The sequence below is a fragment of the Paenibacillus sp. J22TS3 genome (assembly GCF_018403205.1).
Classification (GTDB): domain Bacteria; phylum Bacillota; class Bacilli; order Paenibacillales; family Paenibacillaceae; genus Fontibacillus; species Fontibacillus tuaregi.
On sequence record NZ_BOSF01000001.1, the window covers coordinates 191,663 to 207,591 of the forward strand.

18 protein-coding genes and 1 riboswitch are annotated in these 15,929 nt (G+C 48.9%); of the genes, 4 read left to right on the plus strand and 14 right to left on the minus strand.

Features of this window, described 5'->3' with window-relative positions:
• Positions 1-69 precede the first annotated feature (69 nt).
• Entirely contained in the window at positions 70-798 is a 729-nt protein-coding gene (locus tag KJS63_RS00865) for an alpha/beta hydrolase (RefSeq protein WP_213617557.1), read from the plus strand.
• 87 nt (positions 799-885) lie between these two features.
• On the opposite strand, the gene KJS63_RS00870 is transcribed toward KJS63_RS00865, so the two are convergent.
• Positions 886-1,521 (minus strand): trimeric intracellular cation channel family protein, encoded by a 636-nt coding sequence (locus KJS63_RS00870; protein WP_068617494.1) that lies wholly within the window; start codon positions 1,519-1,521, stop codon positions 886-888.
• Between the two features lie 137 nt (positions 1,522-1,658).
• Here KJS63_RS00870 and KJS63_RS00875 point away from each other — a divergent pair, with 137 nt between their 5' ends.
• Both KJS63_RS00875 and KJS63_RS00880 read left to right on the plus strand, forming a co-directional pair.
• The gene (locus KJS63_RS00875) at positions 1,659-2,300 is read left to right on the plus strand and encodes a thiamine diphosphokinase (RefSeq protein ID WP_068617492.1); all 642 of its coding nucleotides are present in this window, start codon (positions 1,659-1,661) and stop codon (positions 2,298-2,300) included.
• 275 nt (positions 2,301-2,575) lie between these two features.
• The gene (locus KJS63_RS00880; protein ID WP_213617558.1) at positions 2,576-3,100 is read left to right on the plus strand and encodes a C40 family peptidase; all 525 of its coding nucleotides are present in this window, start codon (positions 2,576-2,578) and stop codon (positions 3,098-3,100) included.
• Positions 3,101-3,188: 88 nt separating this feature from the next.
• On the opposite strand, the gene KJS63_RS00885 is transcribed toward KJS63_RS00880, so the two are convergent.
• From KJS63_RS00885 to KJS63_RS00925, 9 genes are all read right to left on the minus strand, one after another.
• Entirely contained in the window at positions 3,189-3,920 is a 732-nt protein-coding gene (locus tag KJS63_RS00885) for a response regulator transcription factor (RefSeq protein ID WP_213617559.1), read from the minus strand.
• Between the two features lie 222 nt (positions 3,921-4,142).
• Positions 4,143-4,796 carry a thiamine phosphate synthase gene (gene thiE / locus KJS63_RS00890; protein WP_089153607.1) on the minus strand — a complete coding sequence of 218 codons (654 nt, stop codon included), beginning with the start codon at positions 4,794-4,796 and terminating at the stop codon, positions 4,143-4,145.
• Positions 4,797-4,806: 10 nt separating this feature from the next.
• A complete protein-coding gene (gene thiD / locus KJS63_RS00895; protein WP_213617560.1) occupies positions 4,807-5,628 on the minus strand; it encodes a bifunctional hydroxymethylpyrimidine kinase/phosphomethylpyrimidine kinase in 822 nt (273 codons plus the stop codon).
• A 23-nt stretch (positions 5,629-5,651) separates the two neighbouring features.
• The gene (locus KJS63_RS00900; protein WP_213617561.1) at positions 5,652-6,731 is read right to left on the minus strand and encodes a MoeB/ThiF family adenylyltransferase; all 1,080 of its coding nucleotides are present in this window, start codon (positions 6,729-6,731) and stop codon (positions 5,652-5,654) included.
• Positions 6,728-7,495, minus strand: a complete 768-nt coding sequence (locus KJS63_RS00905) for a thiazole synthase (protein ID WP_213618290.1) — start codon at positions 7,493-7,495, stop codon at positions 6,728-6,730. The genes KJS63_RS00900 and KJS63_RS00905 overlap by 4 nt, the downstream gene beginning before the upstream one ends.
• A 2-nt stretch (positions 7,496-7,497) precedes the next feature.
• The gene (gene thiS, locus KJS63_RS00910) at positions 7,498-7,701 is read right to left on the minus strand and encodes a sulfur carrier protein ThiS (protein ID WP_068617472.1); all 204 of its coding nucleotides are present in this window, start codon (positions 7,699-7,701) and stop codon (positions 7,498-7,500) included.
• Positions 7,698-8,828 carry a glycine oxidase ThiO gene (gene thiO, locus KJS63_RS00915; protein ID WP_213617562.1) on the minus strand — a complete coding sequence of 377 codons (1,131 nt, stop codon included), beginning with the start codon at positions 8,826-8,828 and terminating at the stop codon, positions 7,698-7,700. The genes thiS and thiO overlap by 4 nt, the downstream gene beginning before the upstream one ends.
• Positions 8,825-9,478 (minus strand): thiamine phosphate synthase, encoded by a 654-nt coding sequence (locus tag KJS63_RS00920; protein ID WP_213617563.1) that lies wholly within the window; start codon positions 9,476-9,478, stop codon positions 8,825-8,827. Before KJS63_RS00920 ends, thiO begins: the two co-directional genes overlap by 4 nt.
• A gap of 178 nt (positions 9,479-9,656) precedes the next feature.
• Positions 9,657-9,764: riboswitch (TPP riboswitch) on the minus strand.
• A gap of 103 nt (positions 9,765-9,867) precedes the next feature.
• Positions 9,868-11,421, minus strand: coding sequence for an ABC-F family ATP-binding cassette domain-containing protein (locus tag KJS63_RS00925; protein ID WP_213617564.1), 1,554 nt, complete (start codon positions 11,419-11,421; stop codon positions 9,868-9,870).
• 565 nt (positions 11,422-11,986) lie between these two features.
• Here KJS63_RS00925 and KJS63_RS00930 point away from each other — a divergent pair.
• Positions 11,987-13,336: a lytic polysaccharide monooxygenase gene (locus KJS63_RS00930; RefSeq protein WP_213617565.1), complete on the plus strand. Its 1,350-nt coding sequence runs from the start codon at positions 11,987-11,989 to the stop codon at positions 13,334-13,336.
• A 161-nt stretch (positions 13,337-13,497) separates the two neighbouring features.
• Here the strand turns inward: KJS63_RS00930 and KJS63_RS00935 are convergent, their stop codons facing one another.
• From KJS63_RS00935 to KJS63_RS00950, 4 genes are read right to left on the minus strand one after another with little or no spacing between them, the layout of a single operon-like run.
• Positions 13,498-14,493 carry a hypothetical protein gene (locus tag KJS63_RS00935; RefSeq protein WP_213617566.1) on the minus strand — a complete coding sequence of 332 codons (996 nt, stop codon included), beginning with the start codon at positions 14,491-14,493 and terminating at the stop codon, positions 13,498-13,500.
• Positions 14,480-15,031: a hypothetical protein gene (locus KJS63_RS00940; protein WP_213617567.1), complete on the minus strand. Its 552-nt coding sequence runs from the start codon at positions 15,029-15,031 to the stop codon at positions 14,480-14,482. The genes KJS63_RS00935 and KJS63_RS00940 overlap by 14 nt, the downstream gene beginning before the upstream one ends.
• An 11-nt stretch (positions 15,032-15,042) precedes the next feature.
• Complete coding sequence (locus KJS63_RS00945; protein WP_213617568.1) at positions 15,043-15,438, minus strand: hypothetical protein; 396 nt, start codon at positions 15,436-15,438, stop codon at positions 15,043-15,045.
• The gene (locus KJS63_RS00950; protein ID WP_213617569.1) at positions 15,438-15,923 is read right to left on the minus strand and encodes an ABC transporter permease; all 486 of its coding nucleotides are present in this window, start codon (positions 15,921-15,923) and stop codon (positions 15,438-15,440) included. Before KJS63_RS00950 ends, KJS63_RS00945 begins: the two co-directional genes overlap by 1 nt.
• Positions 15,924-15,929 lie beyond the last annotated feature (6 nt).

The following is a 15,929-nucleotide window of genomic DNA, read 5'->3' on the forward strand; positions in this document are numbered from 1 at the left end:
TGCCTAGGGGTATCTTACCTGATTAGGCTTTCAAAAGCAAAATATCAAGAGACGGAGCGTGAACCATCCATGACCGATTCGCGGTACCTAAAACGGACGATTGTAAAAGAAGTCATTGACAGCAAGTTCTTGGGGGAACAGCGTTCTTTGCGCATTTATCTCCCTCCAGGTTACAACGAAATCCTCAGCTATCCTGTAATTTATTGCCAGGACGGGGAGGAATTCTTCAATTACGGCCGCATTGCGACTACAGCCAACCAGCTTATCCTGGATGAAGGAATCGATCCGTTTATCGTAGTTGGAGTTGAAGTAGACACCAAGGTCCGGACAGCGGAATACGCCCCATTCGGCCATAGGTTTGAGGCCTACACATCCTGTTTCACACAAGAAATCATTCCCTTTGTTGAACGCAATTATCCGGTTAGAAACCAGCGGGAAGAGCGGATATTGGCCGGAGATTCACTTGGCGGGACCGTATCCCTGCATCTGGCTATGAAAAATCCGGAGCTGTTTTCCAAAATCATCAGCCTTTCCGGTGCCTTCTATATTCCCACCCAGGAACTCGTGGTTCAGGAGAGCGATCTCTCCAGCTTGTCCCTGTATATGATCGTCGGCCTTCAGGAACGGGACTATCAGACAGATACCGGTATTTATGATTTCGTGGAACTGAACCGGAACACCAAGGCCCTGCTTGAAGCACGGGGAGCCAAAGTCCACTATCTTGAAAAGGACGGCAAGCACCTGTGGGGCTTCTGGCAGAAGGAGCTTCCCGAAGCGTTGATGTATTTCCTTAAATAAAATGGTTCAGAGTGAAAACGCCGGAAGTCGATGCATATCGATTCCGGCGTTTTCTTGTTCCTATACACTTTTAAAGCAAATTTGTCATTATGAATCCACATGCTGTGAATGCGGGGTGTATTCTTTGAGGGAACGTCTTGGAAGCTTCCATTTATAATGAACGGACAGCATTCTAAACAAGACTACCGCGGCGAACAGCAGCAGGAGCTGCCAAGTGTTCTGGGCAATTCCGAACCCTACTACCGCTCCACCCACCATTGCCCATACAGCATAAATTTCATCACGCAGCACTAACGGCTTGCGTCCAGCCAGCAGGTCGCGGATAATCCCTCCACCGATTCCGGTGAGGACCGCCGCCACAATAACAGCGCTCATCGGGTGATGCATTTTGGTTGCATAAAGCGCCCCCTGGATGGCAAAGGCCGAAAGTCCGATAGCGTCAAAAAGCGCCTCCGTCCTTTTCCAGTGATGAATCCATTTGAGCGGAAGCACAAAGGCCACAAAAACCGACAGGTTCGCCAAAATAATTAAATCCCCCTGGGTCCAAAGTGTGGTCACCGGCACCCCGATGAGCACATTGCGGATGATCCCCCCGCCAAATGCGGTTACCAGGCCAAGAACAAGCACGCCAAGAATATCGTACTCCTCCTCCATCGCCACAAAAGCTCCAGACATAGCGAAGGCGATAGTTCCGATAATACTGAAAATATCAAAAATATGCATCTGTTCTCTGCCCCTACTCTCTCGACTCTTTGCACGACTTTTTTATTGTAATCCGGCGCTTCAAAATTGTGCAAGACATAAAGTTGTCCTATACTTAAGAAATAGAACTTACGTTAAGGTGAGAAAGGAAGTGCAGCATGGCGCCAAAACGGGTTTTAATATTTACGGGTGGGAATATCAGTCCGGACAGCATCAAGGAAATCCGGCAGGACGACTTCATCATTGGAGCGGATAAGGGGGCATTATTCCTTGTTCAGAATGGCATTAAACCCGACATAGCTGTTGGAGATTTTGATTCGGTTACCGCTGAGGAGCTTGAATTGGTTCGTCAGAGCTGCGGGGAAATTATCGTGTGTGATCCAGTGGACAAAAATTTAACCGATACAGAGCTGGCTTTCGATATGGCCATTGACCAGCAGGCACCGGAAGTCATTATGATAGGGGCCATGGGGTCAAGGCAGGATCATTCTCTCTCCAATATTCAGATGATGCTTCGGGGGCTGCAGCATCAGGTTGTCAGCTCCATTATAGATGAGCATAACTACATTACACTCACAGGCTCTTCATTGGTTGTTGAAGACCGGGGATTTACATACGTCTCGCTTCTTCCTCTTACACCTGAAGTTACCGGCATTACGCTTAGCGGATTTATGTACCCTTTGCAAGATGCCACCATTAAGATGGGGCAATCCCTAGGCATAAGCAACCGGCTTACCGGCCAACAAGGGAAGATTCAGATTGAGAGCGGGCTTCTATTGGTCATCCAAAGTAAGGATTGACTGTATCTATTACAATGACAACATTGTAATTCTCCAAATTAAAAGTTTCAAAAGGCAAAAAGCAAAGAACCCTTGTCCCTCAAGGGTTCTTTGCTTATCTTTTACAATGTATGCGCTATTAAAGTTAAAGATTTTGTAACTTTAATGATATTTTAATAATCATCCTCAACCTACTGCCAGGCCTGGTCCGATAAGGTCATCTCCAAATTATAGGTGGTAAATAACCTGCTATACTACAGCCATACCCAACAAGAAAAGAAATTTGGAGGTACAACATGAGAACACAGAATACATTATTCCAAAAAGTATTGACTCTAGGGCTGTGTGCTGCAGTCACTTCTATAGGATTCTTTGCAACAGGTGCTGCTTCCGTCCATGCTGCTTCATCTACGGTATCCGTTCAGGCCACCGCAACTTCTAAAGCTCAAAAAGCGATCAACCTCGGTAAACGATACCTGGGTGTACCTTATAAATTCGGTGCTTCAACTTCTACTACACGGAACTTTGACTGCTCTTCCTTTACGAAGTATGTATTTAAGTCCGTAGGGGTTACACTCCCGCGCACATCAGTAGCCCAGTCTAAAGTAGGTAAAGCCGTATCCCGCTCAAACCTGAGAGCCGGCGATCTTGTGTTCTTCTCCAGCGGCAGCCGTGCCAATGGCAGAAATGTGACTCACGTGGCCATCTATGTAGGAAACGGGAAAATTCTGCACACTTATGGCAGCCCGGGTGTGACGTACTCTAACCTGAATGCCGGCAACTGGGACCGCACTTATCTGAAGGCACGCCGGGTTCTTTAATTGGAACAAGAACGGCTGTCCTAATCCTACCAAACAAGCTGATCCTGTCTGACAGGGCCAGCTTGTTTTTTCATATATCAGGATATTATTAATGGATCATGTAGCCCATTCCCCGCACGGTATGGATGATTTTACGGGGATACCCCCGGTCAATCTTGGTTCGCAGATGACGGATATATACATCAACGACATTGGTATCCACCCGGAAATCATAGCCCCACACTTCCTGGAGCAGTTCCTCTCTGCTGCACACATGATTCACCTTCCTTAGCATAAAACACAGCAGCTCGTATTCTTTCGGAGTCAGCTTGATATGGGCATCTCCGCGAAATACTTTCCGGCTTTTTAATTGAACGGTCACATCCTCAAAGTTCAGCACCGTCTCCGCAGGGCCCCTGGCCATATAAAAAAGCTCCAGCAGCTTACGAATCCGCGCCAGCAGCTCCTCAGGCGGCCTCGTCAAATCCACATAGTCATGAGCACCTTCCTGAAACGCCCTTACAAGCTCTGAAGTTGAAAGATCCATGGTCAGTACGATCACTGGACATTGTATGGCAGATGCGCCGTCTTTTAGCTCACGTAAAAAATCAAAAACATCCATATCCTTCAGTTGCGTGCTTGTCAGAACCAATGTGGGGACTTCTTGCCGAATCCTATCCAATGCCTCGATGCCGCTCTCAGTATGTCGTATTTCAAAACCCGCCTGATTTAAAGCTGATGTCAGCTTCTCACACGCCCCATCCAGCTCACCGACAATCAGTATCCACTCATGTAAGACGGTGTCCGACCTCCTTTTGTGCCCTTGCTTATTTTGGCACACAAAAAGAAATCCATACTTCCCGCGGGAAGTATGGATTTCTTAAGCATGAATTTCTCAATATGAATATCGGCTCAGGCGGCGGTTATCCTTCAAGCGTTCCTGGATAACTCCAATCCTCCATCTTAAGAAACATTAGCTGTTAGTGAAATATATGCGGCTTGACTATACAACCATACTTCCGTTTGACCGCGAACCCTTGGTGTACTCACCAATTTAAAAGGCTTAATGGAGATCGGCTTTTGCCGATTGCACAGCTTCCTTGAGCCGCTTGGCTGCGGCTTCCGGGTCCGCTGCCCCTGCAATGGCTGATACCACAGCAATGCCGTCCGCACCAGCCAGGATTAACTCGGAGGCCACTTCGCCATTAATACCTCCTATGGCCGTCATAGGAAGCGTAACACCGCTGCTCCGGATGTTGCTTAGAATAGATGGTCCTTTGGCTTCTTCGGCATCCATCTTGCTGAGGGTCGGATAAATAGGACCAACCCCAATGTAATCCGCTCCAAGCTCAGCTGCGGCCCTAGCCTCTTCGACAGTATGTGTGGACACGCCTAAGATCATATGCTTCACTCTTTCGCGGATCATCGCATGATCCCCATCATCCTGCCCCAAATGCACCCCGTCCGCGCCAATTTGAATCGCAAGCCCCACATCATCATTAACAATAAAGGGGATTCCGTGATGATGGCAGACATTTCTTAATTGCATCGCCAGCATTAAACGCTCGGTATGGTGAAGGGACCTCACTCCCTTTTCCCGGTATTGGAACAATGTAATCCCGCCCCGGATGGCTGCTTCAAGCACCTGAACAGGGCTTCGCCCCCTACAATTTGAACTGCCCATCACCAAATACAAGCTTAACAAGTCTCTATTCATTTGACTCAAGCTATCTCATCCTTCCGATGTCCAGTCTGTTCCGGTATGCCCAATGATTCACCGGTCCATGCCCGGCGCCCATGCTGATCGGTTGGCTGATTGCCGCCTCTATGAAGTTCTTACCCAGAGCTACAGCTTCTTGAACAGAAAGTCTCTGTGCCAATCCGGATGCTACAGCCGAAGACAATGTACACCCCGTTCCATGTGTATGCCTTGTCTTGTACCGGGGCCCGGAGAACCAGAATTCCTCAGTGCCTGTAAACAAATAATCCTGGGAAGTCTCACCTTCCTCATGAAAATGCCCGCCTTTGATCAGCACACCGCTGACACCAAAGCGGGAAATCCGCTCAGCCGCAAGCCTCATGGAGTCTTCATCGACTATATCCACACCACTGAGCAGCCGGGCTTCAGGAAGATTTGGCGTAATCAGCCGGGCTAACGGGAGCAGCCTGTGAACCAGATCATCTAAAGCCTCGTCCTGAAGAAGAGAGGCCCCGCTCTTGGACAACATAACCGGATCCACCACCAGGTTGCGCCATTCCCACCGCTTCACACTTTGTACAACCGCTTCAATGATCTCCGAGCTGTACAGCATGCCCGTCTTCACGGCATGGGGTCCCAGATCCTCTCCAATTGCAGTAAGCTGCCGTCTAACTGTATCAGGGGGCACGGGAAACACATCGGATACCTCAACCGTATTCTGGGCGGTCACGGCAGTAATGACACTCATCCCGTAGACGCCAAGCTCCTGAAATGTTTTGAGGTCGGCCTGAATGCCGGCACCGCCTCCCGAATCCGAACCGGCAATGGTTAACACGCGCGGTATACTCATATCTGACCGCCCTCCTTTGCTAATTAACCAAAGAACCGATGATAAATCGTTTTAGCTTCCGTGATATCTTTGGTTCCATGAACCATGGCGCGCCCGTCCTTAAATAGCACCAGCCGCTTATCGCCCATCGTCAGCGAGACAAGGAATGGATTGCGTTCTACCACCCCTTCATTCAGCTGGCTGAGCAATTCCGCTGTCTTGCTCAAGTCAATCTCCCTGCGAACAGGCGGGCGGATCTGAACAGTATCTCTGCCGCACAACACCTCGGTCTTCTGTAAGTTCCCGGAAGATAAATAAGGATAAGTCCGCTCTGGGCCGCAGGAGAGACAATCCATCTTCCTGGCACTTCCGATCTTAATCGATGCTTGTTCATTACGCCACAAATCAAAGGAGAGCAAGGTTCCCCGGAGCGCCTCTTTGCTGCCGGTTAACAGCTTCAATGCCTCTGTGGTCTGATGTGCCACCACGGTTTGAACCGCAGAGGGGATAATGCCTGCTGTATCACAAGTATCCCCACCCAGGGGAATTGCGCCAAGCAGACAGTTCAGACAAGGAGTCTCTCCCGGGAGAATGGTGTATGTAATCCCATAACTGCCAACACACCCTCCGTAAATCCAAGGGATCCGGTGTTTCTGGGAAATATCATTAATCAGGAGACGGGTATCAAAATTATCGGTGGCGTCCAGGATCAAATCGACCCCAGGCAGCAAATCCTCAATCTCCTGCAAGGTCACATCCATGACAAAGGCCTCTACTGTAACTTCCGAATTGATCGCGAGAAGCCGCTCCTTGGCCGCTACAGCCTTTGGCAGCCTTGCTGCCGCGTCAGATTCAGAGAATAGCTGCTGACGCTGCAAATTGCTCCACTCCACATAATCACGGTCCGCGAGCACTAGATGTCCCACTCCCGCGCGGGCCAAAGTCTCCGCAATCCCGGTGCCGAGCGCGCCCACCCCAACAATCAGGACTTTGCTTCCCAACAGCTTCAGCTGACCGTTCCTGCCAATGGGAGTGAATCTTTCTTGTCTGGAATAGCGGTCTGCACTTGACCTGCTGTCTGTGCTCCCGGTTGAACCGGCAGAACCGCGTTCCTCTTCATTCATGTTGTAATCATCCCTTCCTGCGGACTGCTTGCCGCAGCATATCTTTTTACCGGAATCCGCCCCGCTTCAAACCCCAAGCGTCCGGCCTGTACCGCCAGCTTCATCGCTTCAGCCATCTTCACTGGATCAGCCGCACCCGAAACGGCCGAATTGAGAAGCACACCATCCGCTCCAAGCTCCATGGCATAAGCGGCATCCTTTGGTGAACCAATGCCCGCATCCACAATCACCGGCACCTCGGCCTGTTCAATAATCAGCTCAAGATTAAACGGATTGACGATCCCACGTCCTGCCCCGATGGGTGAAGCTCCCGGCATAACGGCATGCACACCGAGCTGCTGAAGTCTTTTGGCCAGAATAACATCATCAGAAATATAAGGTAGAACTATAAATCCTTCCTCAAGGAGTATTTCACACGCTTTCCAGGTTTCCAGCGGATCAGGAAGCAGCGTACGGGGATCTCCGATGACCTCAACCTTGATCATATCACAAAGTCCGGATGCTTTCGCGAGTTTGGCTATTCGCACCGCCTCCTCTGCGTTCTCGGCACCCGCTGTATTCGGCAGCAGTGTGTAACGCTTCAAATCAAGGCGTTCGAGAAAATGCTCCTCACGCGGGTTGGATAGATTCAATCTGCGTACCGCAAAGGTTAATATTTCCGTCCCGGAGGCTTCAACCGCCTGCCCCTGTACATCTAAGTCAGCAAACTTTCCGGTTCCCAGCAGCAAACGGGAGTGGAACTCATGTGATCCAATTGTTAACATCATTAACCGCCTCCTACAAAATGTACAATTTCTATGGAATCCCCATCCGACAATAAAGCCTCTTCATGCTGATCCTGGTGCAGAATGTCATGGTTTTGCTCCACCACCACGGTTTTGACACCCAAATCCAAGCTTTCCAGAAGATCGTGCACCGTTCTGATTTCCTGGTCTAACGTCATGATCTGACCATTGATCCGAATCTTCACAGCACCATTTCCCCTTCCCTCTGTCTCTGATAACGGTCCGGACTGAAGGGCTCAAGATTGATCCCGGGTGGGGCAATTCCCTCCATTACATTAGCCAGGATGCTTGAGCTTACCGCACTCATCAGCACTCCGTTACGGTAGTGTCCGGCTGCAGCGTAAAGTCCGTGAATCCCTGAAAATCCACCCAGATACGGAAGTCCGTCGGGTGTCTTCGGCCTGTGTCCAGACCAGGCTCTGATAAATTGACTGAACCGGATTTCAGGTATGTACTCCGAGCCTGCGCTTAACAGCTTATGCACGCTGTCAGCCCTAACTCCAGACGAACGATCCCCTGGATAACTGGTTGCTCCAAGCCACAGCTTATTTCCTGGTTTGGGAACGATGTACACATTGCGGGCATACAGCGTATGTGTGAGCAGCGGTGATTCGGAATGGACCTCCACGATCTCACCCTTAACCGGCTCAAGGGGAAGCGTTAGCCCCAATGGCTGAAGCAGCTGGTCCATCTGCCAGCCCCCGGCAAGTACAGCCTGCTCACACTCCAGGAATCCCCTGGATGTCATAACCCCTTGAACCGAGCCGTTGATCTCACGAATCTCCGCAGCTTTAGTCTGCAGCAGGAGTTCTGCTCCTTTGCTCTGAGCGCTGTACGCTAGAGCTTCCGTAAGTCTGCCAGGAAGCAGCTGGGTCTCCTCTGCCCTGTAAACCGCTCCATGAAGTGCTTTGCACAGGGCAGGCTCTGCCGCCTGCAGCTTCTCGGGCCTCCACCATTCGCCGGAGCAATCAGCCAGCATGACAGCATGCAGCTCCTCCGCTTCTTGGCCGTCTCTTGCCGGAACGAGGAACCCCCGCTCGTTCAGACCAGCGTCGATACCGCTAAGCTGCCGCAGCTCGCGGATGACGGAAGGAAAAGCATCGCGGCTGAGCCGGGCCATGCTCTTAAGCTCTGGATGCTCGAAATGCTCACAATCCGCAGCCAGCATGCCAGCTGCCGCCCCGGAAGCCCCCGAAGCCAACTCCCCCTGTTCCACAAGGGCGACCTTCTTGCCCCGCTTGGTTAACTGATAAGCAAGAAAGCACCCGATTACTCCGCCGCCGATGATGACTGCGTCATATCTGCTGCTCATTTTCTCTCCAACTCCTCTCGTGATAAACCACCGATGGTCTCTTTAAGCAATGCCTGCCGATATTGCCCGGCTGCCCCAGCCGGATCTGGCGAGCCCATAACGCCCGACATCACGGCAATCCCATCGGCACCTGCCTGAAGAACCTCCGATACTCTGCCGGGGGTGATTCCCCCAATTGCAATTACCGGAATAGCCGATGGCCCGCACAGGTTAGCAAGTTGATGCAGCCCCCTTGCGGTTAATCCTTGTTTCGACGATGTCGGATAAATGTGTCCATAAATACAATAATCTGCTCCCTGACCGGCCGCCTCCAGCAGTTCTTCTGCATTGTGGATGGAGCGTCCGATCATTGTACGGCTGCCTACCACAGTCCTGGCGCGGATTGCGGAAAGGCTCTTCCTGCCCAGCTGCACACCACCGAGCTTATAAGCTTTGGCAATATCTGCCCGGTCATTGATATACAGTTTGCCCGCAGGCATCCCGGCTTCAAGGAGCTGTTCCACCGCATAAGACAGCTTATGAGCACTCCAGCTCTTTTCCCTAAGATGAAAAGCATCAAGATATGGATAAATGGCGATAGCATACCGAACAAGTTCAGGCACATCTTTCGTTCCATCTGAAATGACATGAAACTTAGGCAGACCGTTCATACGCTGCTTCCTCTCCATCGGTATAAATTGAACGCAGCCTGTAAGAGCGCACAAAAAAGCCGCTCTCGCAGAGAGCGGCTGAACGTGTATATCAAAGCAATGAAGCTAAGCTCTGAGGACCACCTTACACCGGCTTGAATGACTTGCATTGCTAAGCTAAGCTGGTGGAATGCTGGTTCCATCACGATTACCACTTCCCTACGCTGGTATAACCCAGATCAGGTGCAAAGGGTCCGGATGCTTAAAGCTTCCATCTCAGCCGAATTTGGCCCCCCTAGTGTGTAACTATTAAGTTAATGACAGTGTAACATGTTTTGGAAACAGATTGAACCCTAATTTCATGAACAAGCTTGTTCACAAGTGTGAGTTACACCTGAGTTAAGCTTTAATCAGGCTTTTTTTGTTGACCAAGCTTCCACGTCCCAGGTTTTGGTCACCCAATCTTCATAGAAGTCAGGTTCGTGGGAGACAAGGATCACAGTCCCTTTGAATGCCTTAAGCGCACGCTTCAGCTCTTCCTTCGCAACGACATCCAGGTGATTGGTAGGCTCGTCAAAAAGAATATAGTTCGTCTCGCGCATCATCAGCTTGCAAAGACGGACCTTTGCCTGTTCTCCCCCGCTAAGCGCCTTAAGCGGCCGGGTAATATGCTCATTCTTGAGACCACAGCGGGCAAGATGCGCACGGACCTCGTGTTGGTTAAGGTGGGAGAACTCATTCCATACATCATCAATCGGAGTGATGTTCTCAGCCTTGACCTCCTGCTCGAAATAAGCCGGGAACAGAAAATCACCTTGATAGATTTTTCCGCTGATCGGTTTGATTTTGCCAAGTATTGTTTTGAGCAAAGTTGATTTACCCACACCGTTACAGCCAACAATTGCAATTTTGTCCCCGCGTTCGATAATCATCGACATCTTTGGAAGCAGTGCGTGTGTATAACCGATTTCAAAATCAATGCCTTCAAACACCGTTTTTCCGCTCGCTCTGGCCTCTTTGAAACCAAATGTCGGCTTGGCAGCTTCTTCAGGTCTGTCAATACGCTCAATCCGCTCCAGCTGCTTCTCGCGGCTTTTTGCCCGACCCGAAGTGGAATAGCGGGCTTTGTTCCGCTGAATGAAGTCTTCCTGCTTCTTAATGAACTCCTGCTGCTTCTCATAAGCGTCAATATGTTGATTCTTGTTGATGTCGGCCATCTCCAGGAATTTCTCATAGTTGGCGGTATAACGGGTAAGCTTGGCAAATTCAAGATGGTAAATGACATTAACGACCTTGTTCATGAACTCCGTATCATGGGAGATCAGCATGAAGGCATAAGGATAGTTCTGCAAATAGTTCGTCAGCCACTGAATGTGCTCGACATCCAGATAGTTGGTAGGCTCATCGAGCAGCAGCACATTTGGCTTCTCCAGCAGCAGCTTTGCAAGCAGCACCTTGGTGCGCTGCCCACCGCTAAGGGCTGACACATCACGGTCAAGGCCGATCGCGGATAGACCCAGACCGTTCGCCATTTCCTCAACCTTAACATCAATCAGATAAAAGTCGCCGATATCCAGCTGCTCCTGGATGTCACCCATCTGAACCAGCAGCTCTTCCAGCTCTTCAGGCGTGGCATCTCCCATCTTGTTCGTAATCTCCATCATTTCCTTCTCAAGTTCAAGAAGAGGAAGAAAAGCATCTTTCAACACATCTCGTACTGTCTTGCCCGGAGTCAGCACGGAATGCTGATCCAAATATCCATAACGGACCTTGGGAGTCCATTCGACCTTGCCGCTGTCTTTAAGCAGCTTCCCGGTCAATATATTCATCAGTGTGGATTTCCCCACACCATTTGCGCCCACCAGACCCACGCGCTCTCCGGCCAACAGGCGGAAAGAGACATTTTTAAACAATGTGCGGTCCCCGAAATTATGGGAGACATTCTCTACTGTTAATAAGCTCATAAAAAAGTACTGCTCCTATCTGTATAATTAATAATTTTATCTCAATTAAAGGACATTCAAGATTTCATTTTAGCATAAGAACCAGGTTTTCTGAAACAAGGTGTTCAAAATTTAATCAGCTGTCACTGCCCTCATAAGCCAAATTTCATTATAAAAATGCAACAACATCTTCAGGAAATTCAGATCTTCGATTTATTTATCAAAATCTATCAAAAATGTCTCTTAAAATTGGTAAATTTGTGTTACAATTGCTATGTAACTAATATCCAAATAATCCCTTATTTACATATTTGTATATATAGTTGCTTTTTATTTCGAACGTTTTGTATTCGCTTACAACTTATGTCGTTATTCGATGCTTATGTAATTTCCACTCAAATCTTCACCTGCTTCTGATATAAACTCTTAGGAGTTTATATAAATTCTATTTAGAGAGAGGAGCTGAGGCATCCCCCATTCATACCAATACCAGCCTGAACGTAATTCTAGCGTCAACCCGCATCTGAGTGACAACAGAACACTTCGTTCAGCAATACCAAAAACCCAAATTCGAAGGAGGTAACTTATGACATCCATCCGTTTATCCCAATCACCCGTATCCAAACTTGCCGCTGTCGTTATCTTTACCCTGTTCTCCGTAGCCCTCATGATTCTGCTGTCGGACAAAGCATCCGCACACGGCTACGTTGAAGGGCCTGCCAGCCGTGCCGCTCTGTGTAAGTCTGGCCAGAACACCGACTGTGGCGCTATCGTGTACGAACCTCAGAGCTTGGAAGCTCCAAAAGGCTTTCCTGCAGCAGGGCCTGCTGACGGCAAAATCGCCAGTGCTGGCGGAGCGTTCCCTAAGCTTGATGAGCAATCGGCATCCCGCTGGACTAAAGTGAACATTTCTTCCGGTACGAACACCTTTACTTGGAAGTTTACTGCGGCTCATGCCACAAGCAACTGGAAATATTACATCACTAAAGCAAACTGGAATCCAAACGCAGCCCTGACCCGTGATTCCTTCGACCTGACTCCATTCTGCTCTGTAAACTATGGCGGCAAGCAGCCTCCAACCTCTTACACAGATACTTGTAATGTACCCGCCCGCAGCGGATACCATGTTATCCTGGCTGTATGGGACATCGCTGACACAGCAAACGCTTTCTACAACGTAATTGATGTTAACTTCAGCGGCAGCAACCCTACCGATACTCAAGCTCCTACAGCTCCAACCGGACTGACTGCATCTTCCAAAACTGCAACAAGCGTATCTCTGTCTTGGGGCGCTTCTACGGATAATGTTGGCGTGACAGGATACCGCGTTTTCAATGGCTCCAATGTCGTTGCTAATGTATCTGGCTCAACTTTGAACTATAATGTAACCGGTCTGACCCCTAGCACAGCCTACACGTTCAGCGTAAAGGCCGTTGATGCCGCAGGAAATCTTTCAGCTGCAAGCAATACTCTTAACGTAGCTACGGATGCTCCTCCGGCCAATGACACTGTGGCTCCAACAGCTCCAGGCGGACTTCATGTGATGGGGACTCCGACTTCTTCCAGCATCAATCTCATGTGGAATGCTTCTACTGATAATGTAGGCGTTACCGGCTACCGTATTTATCAAGGTACAACCCTGGTAGCTACAGTCTCTGGCACAACTACAAGCTATAATGTCACCGGCCTGACTGCTAATACATCTTACACTTTCAAAGTCCATGCCTTTGATGCTGCTGGCAACCAATCTGCAGCGAGCACGGTAACCGGCAAGACTGCTGATGCTTCTGCTGCTCCGGCATGGGCAGTTAACACAGCCTATACAGTTGGATCACTTGTTACTTATAACGGCTCTGTATACGAGTGCCTTCAGCCTCATACTTCCCTCGCTGGCTGGGAGCCATCCAATGTTCCAGCCCTCTGGAAGCTGAAATAACCTAGGTTGAAATAACCTATTAACCCGGTAATGACAACACCCCCAAGTGCTGAAGAGCTTAGGCTTTTCACGCTTAGGGGTGTTTTATTGACTTCAACTCTGACCACTGCAACCGGGCAGCGAACTGTCTTATAACATTTATCTAATTTTTTTCTCAATTATTACTTTGTTTTTCCTTGACTGGGGCACCTGGGTTCGTAATAACCCTTAGCAGCAGCTTCCCGCTCGTGGGTAAATACCTCCTCCAATTTGAACTCCTGCTTGCAGGTATCCCTATAATAGTATTTGAGCCCGTTCACAGGATGAGTACCTCCATAGATTACCGGCCGTTTAAGAAGACGGCCTCCGCCAAGCCCATAGTTATTGTAATGCTGATCTCCAATAGGGATTCCCTGGAGGAATACAAGGAGGCCGATATCATTCAGAGTATTGATCCACTCTTCTCCTGGAATAATTGGCAGGGTAAAGGTATAGTCAACGCCCAGTCTGGACGCATAGCGATTATGACTGTTCATCACTCGGGCTAAATCCTCCTCAATAGCCTGAACAATGACGGTACGTCTTTTCGCCTCAAACAAATCCTTGTCCCGAAGCAGTGGAATCGAACCTTCTTCATCGAGTTGATCCCGGCTTCCCTTCAACCATTTCTTTTCTGACGCCTGATATACAGCAATGTGTTCATCCAATGTGAAGTGAACGATATTTCCTGCTTGATCCGAGAAGGCATATGGCTTTTTGGATGTCCAGCGATAATCCCCTAACTCCTCACCTTCCGAACTCTGAAAGCTATGAAAGCTGTAGATGTAGTACCCGTCATAATCAATTACAACAACAGCTGGGATATACGTAAGAAGGGCCATTTGAGCCGCCCGGTCATCTCCTATACCGAAGTTCATATATAACGTACACAGCAAAGAGTCCAGCGCCTTCTCCTTATTCGCTCTAAAAAACTTGGTTGAAGCGTAACCCGGCTCGTATTCCTGAAGCGCGTTTTCGTTCAGCCTGCTTCCTCCATCCTGGGCAGCGGTCCTTAATGCAGAAGTATACCGCATGCTCAGCTGCTGAGCTTCCAATCTGTTATGGCTGTGCACTGAATTTATCCAGAAGAAGGGGCTGACTATAAGGATAAAAACCACTGCCAGATCAGTAATCTTCATTTAACACCATTCCCCCGTAATGCAAGGGGCCCGCATCAGCACCCTGGGCTGAATTATAAAGGAAATTGGTTAGTACGGTTAATGGACTAAGACCTTTGCGATGAATGCTAACTGTAAAATAGTCCCCTGCTTCCATCTTATACTTTCGGCTCAGATCTTCCCTGCTTAAAGCTTTCTCCGGAAATATGGTCCTCTCCAATTCATCCGTATAATGACTCTCATAATGAATAGAATAATCTTGCTGAAACGTTGTTTTGTCCGCCGGGTCGGCATACTCAGGATGATATGTCTTATGCCGATGCTCCAGCTCAACTTCATAGAATTCCCCAGTTCCCCCGAGACTCCGCCTGAAATCCTCATACATTACCGGCGAAATATATCCCTTATTTCGTACAGAGTCCACAAACTCTGTGAGGCTGTTATATGCCTCTAGCAATGATATGTCCTCCTGCCTTTGAGCCTGCTGCATTGCAGGGACCAGATACAGCAGCATAACGGCAAGCAAGGCTGCGAGTATTTTGGATATAGAGTTAAACATACTGCTTCCCCTTAATTCATTTTATGAAATGCAATATGGACTACCTTGCCCGAAGCTCCCCAGCTGTAGCTGACCCCGTATACACCGTCCAATTGGATTTGCTGTATCAGGCTTGCCTTTAATTCATCGGAACGGTTAGGGTATACACGCCCTTCCAGCTCAAGACCTATGGAATCGTTCGCGGAATCCTGAACAAAGCAGATGATTTGGGCACCTGTATAATGTTCACTCTCTGTTATATTTGATGGACTCTCGTATAGGCTTCTCACCTGTGGATGAGTCCGTATTCCCGAGGCATCCAGCAGCTGCTCGGTATGCCTTATTCCCGTCCAGGTGAACACAAGCGCTCCTATCCACAGGGAGACGCCAACCGCAAGCCAAATGATCCGCCTCGTACTCTCAAGCATTATTTAGCCGTAGTCTGAGTGAAAATTAAGCCCCGTACGACATTTGAACTGTCTTTAACAACCTGGGCCCTGAACTTTCCGCTGGGATTTACATAATTCGGACTCGTCTCGTCCCAGGAGACACCGGCGTCTGTATCGCTTTTTCCGATTACTGAACCGTAGCTGCCGTCGGAAGCATCCACCACATTCAAGGATGAACCGTACCATACCCCGCTTTTATTTTTTCCTGTATGTACTTTAATACCGAATTGGCCTTTATCCTTAAATTTACGGATGGCATTAACAACTTGAGACCCGCTGATTGAGGTATCATCGTATACAGTAAATGATGCCTGGGCCAGTTCAGTCTGAATATCGGAAAAATTGTTTTGTGCGGTTTTCGTAGCTTCTTGAGCGGAAATGAACAAGATGACAACAATCGTAATCAGGGCAATTGTCAGAAAGATCCCTGCCGCCACCTTTAATGCTGTAGATGCATTATTCATAAATTA

Excerpts from the sequence above, each read along its gene's own strand:
- KJS63_RS00865 (WP_213617557.1), top strand. The coding sequence starts at position 70 with ATGACCGATTCGCGGTACCTAAAACGGACGATTGTAAAAGAAGTCATT.
- KJS63_RS00870 (WP_068617494.1), bottom strand. The coding sequence starts at position 1,521 with ATGCATATTTTTGATATTTTCAGTATTATCGGAACTATCGCCTTCGCT.
- KJS63_RS00875 (WP_068617492.1), top strand. The coding sequence starts at position 1,659 with ATGGCGCCAAAACGGGTTTTAATATTTACGGGTGGGAATATCAGTCCG.
- KJS63_RS00880 (WP_213617558.1), top strand. The coding sequence starts at position 2,576 with ATGAGAACACAGAATACATTATTCCAAAAAGTATTGACTCTAGGGCTG.
- thiE (WP_089153607.1), bottom strand. The coding sequence starts at position 4,796 with ATGAATAGAGACTTGTTAAGCTTGTATTTGGTGATGGGCAGTTCAAAT.
- thiD (WP_213617560.1), bottom strand. The coding sequence starts at position 5,628 with ATGAGTATACCGCGCGTGTTAACCATTGCCGGTTCGGATTCGGGAGGC.
- KJS63_RS00900 (WP_213617561.1), bottom strand. The coding sequence starts at position 6,731 with ATGAATGAAGAGGAACGCGGTTCTGCCGGTTCAACCGGGAGCACAGAC.
- KJS63_RS00905 (WP_213618290.1), bottom strand. The coding sequence starts at position 7,495 with ATGTTAACAATTGGATCACATGAGTTCCACTCCCGTTTGCTGCTGGGA.
- thiO (WP_213617562.1), bottom strand. The coding sequence starts at position 8,828 with ATGAGCAGCAGATATGACGCAGTCATCATCGGCGGCGGAGTAATCGGG.
- KJS63_RS00920 (WP_213617563.1), bottom strand. The coding sequence starts at position 9,478 with ATGAACGGTCTGCCTAAGTTTCATGTCATTTCAGATGGAACGAAAGAT.
- KJS63_RS00925 (WP_213617564.1), bottom strand. The coding sequence starts at position 11,421 with ATGAGCTTATTAACAGTAGAGAATGTCTCCCATAATTTCGGGGACCGC.
- KJS63_RS00930 (WP_213617565.1), top strand. The coding sequence starts at position 11,987 with ATGACATCCATCCGTTTATCCCAATCACCCGTATCCAAACTTGCCGCT.
- KJS63_RS00935 (WP_213617566.1), bottom strand. The coding sequence starts at position 14,493 with ATGAAGATTACTGATCTGGCAGTGGTTTTTATCCTTATAGTCAGCCCC.
- KJS63_RS00940 (WP_213617567.1), bottom strand. The coding sequence starts at position 15,031 with ATGTTTAACTCTATATCCAAAATACTCGCAGCCTTGCTTGCCGTTATG.
- KJS63_RS00945 (WP_213617568.1), bottom strand. The coding sequence starts at position 15,438 with ATGCTTGAGAGTACGAGGCGGATCATTTGGCTTGCGGTTGGCGTCTCC.
- KJS63_RS00950 (WP_213617569.1), bottom strand. The coding sequence starts at position 15,923 with ATGAATAATGCATCTACAGCATTAAAGGTGGCGGCAGGGATCTTTCTG.